Raw genomic sequence first — 12,818 nt, 5'->3', positions numbered from 1 at the left:
TTCTGTGTTGTGGGGGCGCCGGCTGCCGGGTCACCGGTGGGCTCCTTGCAGGGGTACGGCGGTGCCGGCGGGCTGCGCGCCGAGGACCTCGGCGGCGGCGAGCTTGCCCTGGCGCAGGGCGCCGTCGACGTGCTGGTAGCCCTCGGCGGCGAGGTCGGAGCAGGCCCAGCGGATCGGGCCCACGGGGGTGCGCTGGTGGGCTCCGTAGCGGTGCAGCCCGCCGAGGTCGTAGCTGGCGGCGTAGGCGCCGCGGGTCCACTCCTCGGAGCCGAAGTCGGACTCGTAGTAGACGACCGGTTCCAGCGCCTCGTCCCCGAGGTAGCGGGCGATGGACTCCAGGATGGCCCGCCGGCGCTGCTCGGCGTCCAGCGCGAACACCTCGTCGGCCTTCTCGTCGGAGACGAAGCCCACCAGGGTGCCGCGGGGGTCGGCGTGGTTGGTGTTGTCGTAGACCTCCTGGACGAGCTCCCCGGCCCCGAACCCGGTGCCGGACAGGCCCGCCTCCCGCCAGAACGGCCTCTCGTAGACGGCGTGCACCTTGATCACCAGGCCCAGGGACTGGTGCTGGTGCATCTGGTGCTGCAGCCGGGGCAGGGGCGGCTCGAAGGAGATGCGGGAGTAGAGGTTCGGCGGGACCGCCACCACCACGTCGCGCGCCTTCACGGTGAGCCGGTCGGACCACACGGTGACCGGGGTGCCAGGCACGTGCTCGGCGTAGGTGTCCTCGGGCCCGCCCCAGCGGATCGTGCGCACCGGGGTGCCCAGGAACACCACGTCCTCGCCCAGCTGGGCGGCCATGGTCTCGGAGACCGACTGCATGCCCCCGACCACGCGGCGGTCGAGGATGAAGTCCTCGTCCACGAGGTTCGAGAAGGACCCGGCGGAGGCGGCCATGAGCACGGCCTGCAGGGCGGAGAACGCGTGGGAGGGCTTGGTGAGCATCGCCCCGGCGATGAACATGCCGATGTTGGTGCACGCCTCCTCGTCGTCGGACTGGGCCCGCAGCCAGTGATGGAAGGAGACGGTGTCCAGCTCCCGGGCCAGCGGGTGCGCCCACGGCTGGGCGACGCCGATCTGCTCGACGAGGTCGTCGAGGATGCCGATGAGCTTCTCCATCTCGGCCACGGTCCGCTCGGACGCCGGGAAGAGGGAGCCGGAGTAGGTCCGGCGCACCCCGTCCGAGCCGATGTAGACGGAGGCGCCCTCGCGGTAGCGGGCGAAGGTCTCCAGCCCCAGCTCCTCGACCAGGCCCAGCAGCTCCGTCTGGTCCGGGGAGATCCACTGCCCGCCGATCTCGAGGAACGCCCCGTCGACCGTCTTCGACCAGGTGCGCCCGCCCACGCGGTCGCGGGCCTCCAGCACGGCCACGGACTTCCCGGCTGCCACGAGGGTGCGGGCGGCCGTCAGCCCCGCGGGCCCGGCGCCCACCACCACGACGTCGCGCTCGATCGCCGTCTCGCTGCCCAGGGTTCTCTGGTCGGTCACTGCGCTCTCCCTCACTATAAAATGAAATACATTCATTAATACATGATCGGAGGGGACGAACCCCCTCGTCAAGGTACGGAACGGGGCGGCGAGGTCCGTCGTGGGTGTACCTCGTCGGTGCAATCTGCGTGCACTCAGGACCCTGGGCTCCGGCTCATGAGCGCCCTTGTGGACTCGGGCGGGCCAGGAGTGTCGATCGCATCGCAATAAGCCGGTCGGCCTTAGAGGAGGGGCCCGCCGGCGGGCTGACGCCGACGGGCCCTCCTGGAGAGGATTCACACAGGCTGGCGGTTTGATTCCGTGCGTGAAGCTTTGGCCTCTGTGGCGTGCTCGTTTAGGCAGGCCTGGCGGTAGGTGCGGCTGAGTCCGGCGCAGGCGGTGCAGATCGGGGGCTGTCCGGCGACGCTGGGGTCACGGTCCATTTCGACGGCGATGTAGCTGTGGTCGCAGACGTGGCAGCGGATGCGTGCTTCCCAGACGTTGTCGACCTCGTCGCGGGGGTCGTGGTGGCGCTTGAGCAGCGTGGTGGCCGCCGTGGCCTTGTAGGCGATCGCGTACAGGATGGCTCCCAGGGCGAAAGTGGTCGGGGTGGACCAGGTGGCGCCAACGGTGCCGCCGAACTGGTAGAACAGCACGCCTGTAATCGAGCTGCCGATCCACACCCATGCACCGATCGTGAAGCTGCGCAGGCGACCGGGCCGGAATTCCGGCAGCCCGTTCTTATCACCGGAGGGGCTGAGGTAGATGTGCACGAGCAGGATGCTGACCCAGGCCGAGATGAAGGCGCCCTGCCAGGACAGCGCGACAAGCAGGTAGCTGAGCACGTCGGTGAGCATGAAGACGTAGGTGATGACCCCGGAGATCAGGACGGCGAAGACCCGAGGCAGGCGCATCCGGAACAGCCGGGTCCACACGGCCTCGAGGTTGGTGGAGGCGACGTAGAAGTTGGCGGTGTTGATGCGCGCCTGGGTGACCCAGACCAGGAACAGTCCCCAGCCACCGAGCAAGGTGATGGCGTAGTCGACGATGGCCGTGGAGGAGACCTCGCCGGACACGCCGGCGGCGTAGGTGATGAAGATGCCGATGAGGCCGTTGGCCAGGTAGACGAAGACGTAGAAGACCGGGCCGAAAATCGCGATGCCGTTGGTCGTGGCGTCGGCCGGCTTGCCGAAGCGGGCGAAGTCGACGGTGAACATCATCAGGACCAGGACGCCGAGGTAGACGAAGAAGGCGTAGAGCCAGCCCGGGGCCGCCAGCCCGGCCGCCTGCACGGGGTCGTGGGCCAGCCACCCGGAGGTGTCGGCCCGCGTGGTCGCCAGCACCACGATCAGCAGCAGTCCGGCCCAGTAGAGCGGGAGCAGGGCGGCGTTGTACTTGTCCATCCAGCGCCGGATGCTGCCCATGACCAGGGGCAGGTTCATGGCCACCGCGATGGCGTACCAGACCTTGATGTCCAGACCACCGATGTAGGCATTGAAGGCGTGGGCGATCATCGAGGACTCGAACACCGCGTAGTAGATCGAGGTGGCCGCCAGGATCAGCGGGGCCACGATCGAGCCCGAGGCGCCGAAAAGACGCTGGGAGATCAGGGCAACGGTGAGCCCGGTCCGGGTTGCATAGCGGGAGAAGACGAACCCGAGCCACCCGAAGACGGCGCAGGCCAGGACGATGCCGATGATCGTGTCGACAGTGCCGACCACGGCGGTGAGGGCTGCGGCGGTGACCAGGTAGAACATCCCGCTCACGAGCGAGTACCAGGACATCGACAGCGATTTCTTGCTGCTGCGCCAGGACAGGGGCACGACATGGGTCGTGTAGTCCTCCGTGGCGGCTTCTTTGACGACCCGCGGGTCGTCCGCGTAGCTGACCTGCAGCGGCACCAGGGGTTGATTCTTGACCGACATTGCGGTTCCTCTCAAGCGATCACCGGGACCAGAGGATGCACGCACGGCATCCACTCCGGCTTCGGAAGGGGATCACTTGGTTGGACAGCAGCCCTTCGGCGAGAGCTACTTGGGACGAGAGTATGTGGGGTAGATCACGGCGGTGTCAATGGTGGATCTGCAAAACCGCTCCCAAGGCCGCCCCGGCCGGCGTCGTAGCGGCTCTTTCGCGGCTGAGTTGCACACAGGGTTGACGGCGGCGGTGAGGCGTGTCACTCTCGAAGCACTTGGTTGGACCATCGTACTAATCGCCGTCGGCGCGGCAGGAACAGGAGAATGACGTGATGACTCAAACTTTTGAGGACCGTGTCCGCGAACTCGGCTTGGAGATCCCCGACTTCGCCAAGGAGGGCTATTACGGGGCCGACACCTACGGCAGCATGAAGCCCCACCACATCGTGGGCAACGTGCTGTACCTCAGTGGCCACACCCCCGACCGGGCCGACGGAACGGTGCGTTTCCCGGGCCGGCTGGGGGAGAACCTCACCGTCGAGCAGGGATACGAGGCGGCACGCTTGACCGCCCTCAACTGCCTGGGGGGCATCCGCTACGCCCTGGGCAGCCTTGACCGGGTCAAGGGCATGGTGCGGTCCCTGTGCTTCGTCACCTCCACCCCGGATTTCACCGACGTGCACAAGGTCTCTTCGGGAGCCACCGACCTCTTCGTGGAGGTCTTCGGCCCGGAGGTCGGACTGGGCGGCCGAGCCACGATCGGGGTCACCAGCCTGGCTGGCGGCAGTTGTTTCGAGAACTGGGTGACCGTCGAGATCCGCGACTGACTGCTCTGGGGGCCCGACGATCCCATTGGTACGTTTGTCGAACCAAAGTGAGCGGAGGACACCATGTCAGCCTTGAGCGGGATTTCCATCACCACCGGCTCCGTGGCGGAGCAGTTGAGCCATCGGTTGACCCGGATGATCCACGAGGGCGAACTGAAGCCCGGGGACAAGCTGCCTAACGAACGTGAGCTGGCCGAGACCACCGGGGTCTCTCGCACCACGGTGCGTGAAGCGTTGCGGGATCTGGAGCTTCGGGGTCTGGTCACCCGCACGCGCGGGCGTGGGACGCTGGTGCGCGCCATGGACCGCCCGGACCTGCACGCGGGGATGCTCGGGACGATGGAGCCCACCCAACGGGTGCTGCGCGAGGTGATGGACCTGCGCGCGGTGATCGAGCCTCCCATGGCAGAACGGGCCGCCGACAGGGCTCTGGATACTGAGCTGGCCGCCTTGTTGCGCCCCCTGGAGCAGGCCGAGGAGGAAATCCGTCGGGACCATCCCTCCATCGAGCTGCTAGTCCGTCTCGATGTCGAGTTCCACAGTGAAGTCGCCCGACTCACCCACAATCCCATGCTGTCGCGGTTGCTGGGGGTGGCCAACGAGTGGATGGCGCCCTCCCGGGCCGAAACCCACCAGACCCAGCAGCGGCTGGACCGGTCCGTGGCCGCCCACCGCAGGATCTACGAGGCCATCCGCAGCCATGACGCCGAGGCCGCCCGCACGGCCATGTCCGCCCATATCCACGAGGTCTCCACGAACATCGGCCTCCAGGACTGGAACTCCCACGCCACATAAGAAAGTGCACATCCCATGAGCCATCACCTCACCGGCGCGGCCGCCACCCCCCACGCCGAGGCCACGCTGGCCGCCTACCAGGCCTTCGACAAGGGCGGCAACGCCGTTGACGCGGCCCTGGCGGCCGCCGCCATGCTCACCGTCGTCTACCCCAATCAGTGCACCATCGGCGGGGACGCCATCGCCATGGTCGGCGCCGCCGACGGCACCATCGCCGTCATCAACGGCACCGGCCGGTCGGCGGCAGCACTGGATCCTGCCACCTACGTGGCCGCCGACGGCTTCGTGCCCGTCTCCGGGCCCAAGAGCGTTACCGTTCCGGGCCTGTTGAGCGCCTGGCAGGTCCTGGCCGACACCTGGGGCCGACGGCCACTGGCCGAGGCGCTGGAGAACGCGGCCGAAGCGGCCCAGGACGGTGTGGCGGTCGCCCCCGGTGTGCACCGTGACCTCGTCCGCGAACAGGCCCTGTTGGCCCAGGACCCGGGCTGCCGAGAGGTCTTCTTCCGCGACGGGGCGGTGCTGGAGGCCGGCCAGACACTGCAACTGCCGCACCTGGCCGAGTCATTGCGGGCCATTGCCCAGGAGGGGACTGCGGCGTTCTACCGCGGCGTCGTCGGTCGGGAGGTGCTGCACACCCTGCGCCGGCTCGGCAGTGACCTCACCGTCGATGACTTCGCCCGGCACGAGGCGAGCATCGAAACGCCACTGGCCACGTTCTTCGACGGGACTGAATACCTCAGCGCAGGCGGCAACAGCCAGGGCACCTTCTTCCTGCAGGGCATCGCGGCCCTGGACGAGGTGTCCCGGCGCCTGGGACGGGTGCCGGACCCGATCGGGGCCGATGCCCCGATCGTTGCCCGCGTCCTCGCCGCCGCCGCCCGTCACCGTGACGAACACCTCGGGGACCCCCAGCACACCCACGTCCCCTTCGCCGAGTTGCTGGCCACCGCGGCAACAGAGCGGCTGGCCGATCTAGGAATGGCCCGGGACGCCGCCACCGTGCCGGTTGCCCGCCACTACGCCCGCCGCACCGGGGACACGGTCGCGGTGGTCACCGCCGACACCGACGGCAACTGGGTGTCGCTGATCCAAAGCGCCTTCCACGCCTTCGGCTCCTGCCTCATGGACCCCTCCACCGGCATCCTCCTCCACAACCGGGGCGCCTCCTTCAGCCTGCGACCCGGAGCCGCCAACGAACTCACGCCGGGGCGCAGGCCGGCCCACACCCTCATGCCCGTGCTGGCGCGCCAGGACGGGCGGACGGTCGGGGCCCACGGCACCATGGGCGGTCGCGCCCAACCACAGATCCACACCCACCTGGCCCTGAACCTGGCCCTGGGCTTCACCCCGGCCCAGGCCGTGGAACGGCCCCGCTGGATCGTGGGCCAGATGGAGGCCGGAGCGACATCGGCCGACGAACCGCGCACCATCTCCATCGAAGAAGGAGTGCCCACCGAGGCCACCAGCAGCCTCACGGGTGCCAGCTTCACCCTCAAGACCCTCGAGGCACTGGACGATGCCGTGGGCCACCTCCAGGTCATCCGCCAGGCCCCGGACGGCAACGGATTCGCCCTCGGCTCCGACCCCCGCTCCGACGGACTGTCGATCGGAGCACGATGAGCACCCCCCACTCCCGCACATCGCTGTGGGCCATGACCGCCCTGTCCTTCGGCACCGGGGCCTTGGACGCGGCCACCTACCTCGGCATGGACCAGGTCTTCGGCGCCAACATGACCGGCAACGTCATCCTGGTCGGGCTCTCCGCCGCCGGATCCCCCACCGTGCCGCTGCTGGGGCCCCTGTCTGCTCTGGGTGGCTTCGTCCTCGGGTCCTGGATCCTCGGAGTCATCCTGCGCGCCTTTACCGCCACAGGCCCCAAGTCGGTGGCGGCCATCCTCTGGAGCGGTGCGGTCGGCATGGCCGGTGTCTGCGTGGCCGTGGCCATGCTGCCTATGACCGACCTGGTGCTGCACGCCGTCACGTTCAGCATCGGGGTGTTGATGGGTTTCCAAGCCATCGCCGCGCGCATGGTCGGTGTCCCGGACATCTCCACCGTGGTGATCACCTCCACCTTGTCCCTGCTCTTCAGCCAGGCCGGGCCCCTGCGAGGGCGGGCGACCGCGGCCGCGACCGGTCGACGGGTCGCGGCAGTCCTGTCCATGTTCCTCGGCGCCGTCGTCGGGGCGTTGCTGCTCAACCTCGATCTTGTGGCAGCGCTGATCCTGCCCGCTGCCATCCTGCTGGCCGTGGCCATCATCTTCACCGCACGTGCCGTCGCGGCGAAGAAAGCAGAAGAGCTGGAACTGGAACTGGCGACTGCCTGAACCGCATCCCCCATCCCGTACATCCGGAGGGTCCACCATGCCAACTCCCGCGCAGGGCACCACGCCACAGACCGACCTGGCGGATCTGCGCGCCGGTGATGCCGTCGAAGCCCACCAGCTGCACGGCCCACGGATCTACCGCGGGGAGGTCGAGACCACCGCCCCTGCGCAAGGCATCCTGTGGATCCGGCACGGCGCGCTCCAGGAGCGGAAGCTGCTCGACGCCGCTGAGTACCACATCAGTCGGCAGTCCTCCTCAACGCCACCGACAGAGCCCTTGGCCGGCCAGACACCCACATCGTTGGCATGACCGCGACCGCGGGACTGGCCCGATAGAGATTCCTCTCCTCGCTGACACCTGAGGTCAATGCGACCAGGGAGGAGCACACCGGGCGTCGGGCGACCGTAAGATTCGCCGCTCACGGCCTGCCCACCGGGGCCGGTCGAGCACGGTCGCATCCACCGTAACCGTGCTCGACGGTGGGTTCCCCGGAGGCTGGCCGGCTTCGAGAACCGCTGCTCGGAGCCGGCCACGCCATTACAGCGACTCGAATCTGCGAGGGCAGACACGGTAGCTAATCGCACCCCACAATCAGCCGGCAAGAGACCCGCTATTGGACGCACGAGAGTGTCGACGCGGCGATAGTGCATGCACCGCCTGGCAGGTGATGCCGAACAGGCAGGCCTTCGCCGAAGCGCTACGCGGCCGGGGAGCGGGTCTCCGGGTGCTCAACCTGGGTGGGGGGACGTGGACACAGCCACCCCGATGGGTTCGATGGTCTTCACCATCATGGCCGCCCTGGCGCAGATGGAACTGGAGATCAAGCGGGAACGGATCACCGACTCGGTGGCCAAACGGAGGGCCGCCGGCAAGGACCTCGGCGGGCGCCGCCAGACTTTCACCGACTCCCAGATCCGCAATGCCGTCCGCCTGATCGATTCCGGGAATCCGGCCACCCAAATCGCCCGCGACCTGGGCATGTCTCGGGCAACCCTCTACCGGCGGATCCGTGAACTGCCCATGCCGGCCATCTAGATTCGGCCCCTGACCGACGAAGGGTGAGGGAGAGGGGCGGCTTTCCTGCTGTCCACCATCCGACGGGTCGACACGTCCGCCGTGGTGCCGGTCGGAGCGGGTTCGCTGTCTGACCTGGGGAGCCGGGGTGACAGTCCCTGCTCGGAGAGATGGGTGCCACCGCGCACCCGAGGAGAGCCGGGCCGCCGCCCGGCTCCCCCATGCCCTGACACGCTGACATCACGCCCAGCCCTACTCCCTGGTCGGCACCAGCGCTGCGCCCCACACTGGACGGTGGGGAAGGCGATCCCTCGCGCACTCCCAGAGGAGCCGGACCGCCGTCCGGCTCCTCCCCATGCCACCCCTGTCGCGCCCCACGGACGCTCTGGCAGCGGCCTGCCGTGTGCCTGATACTGGTTCCGTGGTGAAAGGCATTCCCACACGAAGAGCCGGGTACCGTGCCCGGCTCTTCCCATGCCGCCAGGCGCCGGCTCCACCGTGACCGGGTTCCGGGCCGGATGTGAGGGCGAGGTGCTCGCGACCGCGCCTGATGACTTTGCATCCTGAGTGCTGACATGACGTACGGCTTTGCCGCAGCTACGGGGCGTGGGTGATCCTGCTCCTACCAGGGCGGTCCGTGGCCGTGCCCGGAAGGCCCTGGTTTTCCTTCGAGCAGGCCCAGCGCATCCGGATCCGGGGGGATCCACCACGATGCCCGCCACTGGGGGGAAGTAGTACGAGGAGGCGAGACCGGCTGGGGGCCGACTCGCCTCCTCCTCTTCATCCCGGGCGCTGAGCACATCCTGACGGCAGGCCGGCCTCGTGGTCCCGGGCGCCTCGTGCCGGCAGGTCACCCCACGTCCGCCGCTCTCACCGCGTCGGCGGCAGGGGTGTCTCCTGCCCGTGGTCGGGGCCGGGGGTGGGGGTCAGGTCGGTGAGGATCTGGGTGGTGTAGGGCGCCCGTGGTGGGGCGGTCTCGTCGAGGATCTCGTTGGCCGCGTGGGCCAGCAGGTCCCGCTGCAGTCGGGGCAGGGTCAGGGCGTGGTGCAGGTACGCGTCGACCTCCAGCTCGCTCACCTCCCCGCCGATGCTGTAGTGGTGCAGCCACAGTTCGGCCCGGGTGATGTCGGCGGCGACCATGGTGGCCCCCAGCCGGCGGGCCTGTGCCTGGCCGACCGCGGTCTCCAGCACCTGGGCGGCGACCTCGCCCAGGGGTCGTTGCCGGGTGCGGGCCAGCTCCAGCAGCGCCGCCCGGGCCGCGACGGGATCCAGGTCCTCGCGGGTCCTCAATACCTCGGTGGCCGCCTCCACCGTCGCCCGCACCCGCTGCACCGGGTCGGGCTGGGTCACCGGGGTCGAACGGGGTGCGGGGGCCTCCACGGGTGGGGTGGGCCCGAGCAGGGTGGCCACCGCCTGGGCCAGCAGCCGCTGCTCGGCCTGCCCGAAGGCGGACGGGGCCGCGGCGTAGACCTTCAGCGCCCCCAGGACCTGGCCCTGGTGCACCAGGGGGGTGCTCAGTACTGAGCGGATCCCGGCCGCGGCCGCGGCCGCCGACCACCCCGGCCACCGGGTCTCGGTGGAGGTGTCCTCAATGCGCTGGGGCGCCCCGGTGGCCCAGGCGCTCAGGCACGGACCCACCCCCCAGGCGTACTGCACGTCGTCGGCGGCCTCCACGGCCGGGCCGGTGGCCGCACGCGAGACCCCCGTGCCGGGGGCGTCGAGCAGGGACAGCCCCGCCCCGGTCGCGCGGGGAACGATCTGATGGGCGGTGCGGATCAGCTGGGCCACCGCGGTGGTGGCGTCGTGTGCGCTCAGAAGCAGGCGTGCAGGGGCGGGGGAAGAGTCACCGGGACAAGGTGCGGGGGACATGGGGTGCGCCGTTCGGCAGAGGCGGCCGGGCTGGCGCGATGGCCGCTGCCGGAACCGTCAGCACAGGAATCGCCTCGTCTCACCGACCCCCTCTTGGCGGTCAGTTTACTGCTTTTCCCGTGGGCCGGAGGGTGAGAGGGACAGGGAAAAGTGGTCTCGCAGGCACCGGCCCTGCTGCGGTGTCCGCACGGTGGCAGGACCGGCCAGCGGTGGGGCGCCGGGAGCCGGGCCTTGCACTCGGTGCAGCAGCGGTGGTCTTCGGTCTTACGGGTCAGTGGGCTGCGGTGGCGGGCCAGGAGGCAGGAGTGGCTGGCCGAGGGCCGGTGCACTGTCTGGTTCGGGGTGACGCGGGCGGCCCGGAGTGCCCGGTGGGGGCGGTCTACACTGAGGCCATCATCGGGCGAGCATGGGATCCGGATGGATGACAGGACGATCGCTCGAGCGCAGGCACGGCTGATCCGCGAGGGCCTCCGCGGAGCCGGTTTCAGCGTCATGGACCTGTGGTGGTGGACGTTCCGGCTGGGCGGTGACATCGGTGAGGTGGAAGTCGATGCGTTCCTCCACCACGCGCCGGCCCTGCGCAACCAGGTGGTGTGCGCGGCGAACCACCTCCTGGGTGGCCACTCCGTCCCCTACACGTGGGAGATGAGCCCTGACACCAGCTAGAAGAACACCGGACTGACCCCCCGTCCACGATCGGTGCTGCACGGAATGATCGGTGGTGCCGGGGTGCGGGTGCTGGCCCTCGGCGGGGAAGACGTGGACACCGCCACGCCCATGGGCCGATGGTGTTCACCGTCATGGCCGCCCTGGCCCCGGTGGAACCGGAGAGCATGCGGGAGCGGATCACCGATTCGGTGGTCAGGCGCAGGGTTGCCGGTAAGGACCCCGCCCGGCGGCGCCCGGCCTTCACTGATTCCCCGATCCGCAACACCCTTCGACTGATTGAAGCAAGGGCCGCCCGCCACCCAGGTGCCCGAGACCTGGGTGGTGTGCGGCCCGCTACCGGCGCGTCCGGGAACTCCCGGGGTCGGCCACCTCAATTGCGGGTCTTCTTCAGGTGCTTCAGGGGCGAGATGCTGATGGCCTGGGCATCTGTTGCTGATGTGGCGCCTGCTACGGCCTGTCGGAGCCAGGTCAGCGCCACCGGTCGCCTGTGGCGGTGAGGTAGTGGCGCCAGACGTAGCCCCACGGAATGACGGCGATGATGATGACGACGAGGGTGCAGTTGACCAGTACCTCCATCGTCTCGGTGTCCATCTCGCCGGCGAGCAGTTTGGGCAGGGCGACGACGGGGAGCCAGGTGAGCTTCCAGGCCACTTCGAACAGCAGGATCGGGATCAGTTTCACCGGGTAGCGCAGGCCCAGCAGCGCCAGGACTGCCATGGCGGTGAGCATGCACACGACCACGCTCTCCTTCAGTGGCCAGGGCTGTTCGTGGACGAAGAGGTCGGGTACCCGGAAGATCATCAGGCCCACGCCCATCAGGGCGTAGCCGGCGCGCATTAGGTGCAGACGGTGCAGCGGCAGCTCACTGTCGGGGCCGCGGTCGTTGGGGTGGGTGAGCTGGGGTGCGGCGGTGGTGGCCATGGCGGTGTCCTTCGGTGGCAGTGCCCGTGGCTGGTGCCGCGGGGTTGATGCGGTGGAACTCGTGCCGGTGCCTGCCCGGTGGGGTGCAGCACCGGGGATGGTTATCGCCGGCCGTCGTGGCCCGGGCCGGTGATGCCGGTGGTGTCCGGTCCGGTGGTGAAGGGTGAGGGTGTGAAGCCTTTGACCACCAGCCACACCCCGAGGGAGAACTCCCACAGCGCGATCGGCAGGGCCGCCAGGACGGCCAGGGCGGAGACCTGTCCCCACAGGTCGAGGGTGGTGGCCACGGCCGAGGCCACCAGCAGGGCCGCACCGATGAAGCCGATGATGGGCAGGATCCTGGGCACCAGCCGGGCCCGGTAGAGCAGCGGGCCCAGCAGCAGGGCGTTGACGGCGGGGATGAAGCCCTGTCCGGTGAGGAACATCCAGTCGCGCAGGATGATCAGGGTCTGGGCGCTGACCAGGGCCTCGGCCCCGGTGCCGGCTTGGCGCAGACTCACGATGGTGAGCAGGCAGGCGACGCTGGCGAAGATGGTGGCCGCCTCCAAGGTGCGGGCGGCGATGAACCCCAAGGAGAGCGTCTCGTTGACGCGTTGGAGCACCCGGTGCAGCACGATGGCGGTGCCGATGCCAGCCAGTGCCACGACGATCTCCAGGCCCACCCCGAGCAGGATCGGGCCGTCCGGGCCCGGACCCAGAATGTAGTCGGGGTCGTGGACGGGTCCGTAGAGGGCCAGGGTGGGGATCGAGACGAAGGTCAGCAGATACAGCGCCCCAGCGATCAGCGCGGTCTTCCGCAGCGGATCCATCGGGGCCCGTGGGGCGGTGGTGGTGCGGTCGGTGACGGCCATGGCGGTCTCCCTCGATGAGGTGGTGAGCAATGGTGGGTCTGTGGGCGCCGAACCACGGTGCGATGGCGCGACGGTGGACAGGCAGGCCCGGTCAGCACCGGCAACGGACCAAACAGCAGGGCGGAGTTGACGCGGTCGGGCCACAGCGGGGCCCTTGCTCCCGGGGA

The 12,818-nt window shown here is 69.3% G+C and carries 11 protein-coding genes and 1 pseudogene; 7 read left to right on the top strand and 5 right to left on the bottom strand.

The window, feature by feature from the left end:
- Nucleotides 1–30: 30 nt before the first annotated feature.
- Together ACYSMR_RS17905 and ACYSMR_RS17900 are read right to left on the bottom strand one after the other, a co-directional pair.
- The gene (locus tag ACYSMR_RS17905; protein ID WP_461748135.1) at nt 31–1,485 is read right to left on the bottom strand and encodes a flavin monoamine oxidase family protein; all 1,455 of its coding nucleotides are present in this window, start codon (nt 1,483–1,485) and stop codon (nt 31–33) included.
- 275 nt (nt 1,486–1,760) lie between these two features.
- Entirely contained in the window at nt 1,761–3,389 is a 1,629-nt protein-coding gene (locus tag ACYSMR_RS17900; protein ID WP_461748134.1) for a purine-cytosine permease family protein, read from the bottom strand.
- Between the two features lie 323 nt (nt 3,390–3,712).
- Between ACYSMR_RS17900 and ACYSMR_RS17895 the strand changes: the two genes are divergently transcribed.
- The 6 genes and pseudogenes from ACYSMR_RS17895 to ACYSMR_RS17870 all read left to right on the top strand — a co-directional run.
- Entirely contained in the window at nt 3,713–4,207 is a 495-nt protein-coding gene (locus tag ACYSMR_RS17895; protein WP_461748133.1) for a RidA family protein, read from the top strand.
- Between the two features lie 63 nt (nt 4,208–4,270).
- Entirely contained in the window at nt 4,271–5,002 is a 732-nt protein-coding gene (locus ACYSMR_RS17890) for a FadR/GntR family transcriptional regulator (protein WP_461748132.1), read from the top strand.
- A 15-nt stretch (nt 5,003–5,017) separates the two neighbouring features.
- On the top strand, nt 5,018–6,622 hold the full coding sequence (locus ACYSMR_RS17885; RefSeq protein ID WP_461748131.1) for a gamma-glutamyltransferase family protein: 1,605 nt from the start codon (nt 5,018–5,020) through the stop codon (nt 6,620–6,622).
- Nucleotides 6,623–6,654: 32 nt separating this feature from the next.
- Complete coding sequence (locus ACYSMR_RS17880) at nt 6,655–7,326, top strand: YoaK family protein (protein ID WP_461748130.1); 672 nt, start codon at nt 6,655–6,657, stop codon at nt 7,324–7,326.
- 37 nt (nt 7,327–7,363) lie between these two features.
- Entirely contained in the window at nt 7,364–7,636 is a 273-nt protein-coding gene (locus ACYSMR_RS17875; RefSeq protein WP_461748129.1) for a hypothetical protein, read from the top strand.
- 364 nt (nt 7,637–8,000) lie between these two features.
- A pseudogene (locus ACYSMR_RS17870) lies at nt 8,001–8,362 on the top strand (recombinase family protein); the annotation flags it as partial.
- 849 nt (nt 8,363–9,211) lie between these two features.
- Here the strand turns inward: ACYSMR_RS17870 and ACYSMR_RS17865 are convergent.
- Complete coding sequence (locus ACYSMR_RS17865) at nt 9,212–10,210, bottom strand: GAF domain-containing protein (protein ID WP_461748128.1); 999 nt, start codon at nt 10,208–10,210, stop codon at nt 9,212–9,214.
- A 417-nt stretch (nt 10,211–10,627) separates the two neighbouring features.
- Here ACYSMR_RS17865 and ACYSMR_RS17860 point away from each other — a divergent pair, with 417 nt between their 5' ends.
- A complete protein-coding gene (locus ACYSMR_RS17860; RefSeq protein WP_461748127.1) occupies nt 10,628–10,876 on the top strand; it encodes a hypothetical protein in 249 nt (82 codons plus the stop codon).
- A gap of 471 nt (nt 10,877–11,347) precedes the next feature.
- Here ACYSMR_RS17860 and ACYSMR_RS17855 read toward each other — a convergent pair whose 3' ends face one another.
- Nucleotides 11,348–11,800 carry a hypothetical protein gene (locus ACYSMR_RS17855; RefSeq protein WP_461746793.1) on the bottom strand — a complete coding sequence of 151 codons (453 nt, stop codon included), beginning with the start codon at nt 11,798–11,800 and terminating at the stop codon, nt 11,348–11,350.
- Nucleotides 11,801–11,901: 101 nt separating this feature from the next.
- Nucleotides 11,902–12,651: a DUF4386 domain-containing protein gene (locus tag ACYSMR_RS17850; protein ID WP_461746795.1), complete on the bottom strand. Its 750-nt coding sequence runs from the start codon at nt 12,649–12,651 to the stop codon at nt 11,902–11,904.
- Nucleotides 12,652–12,818: the final 167 nt, after the last annotated feature.

The organism is Kocuria sp. U4B (genome assembly GCF_054875615.1).
Note: the sequence above shows the minus strand (reverse complement) of the source record. Positions and strands in the feature narration are given on the sequence as shown.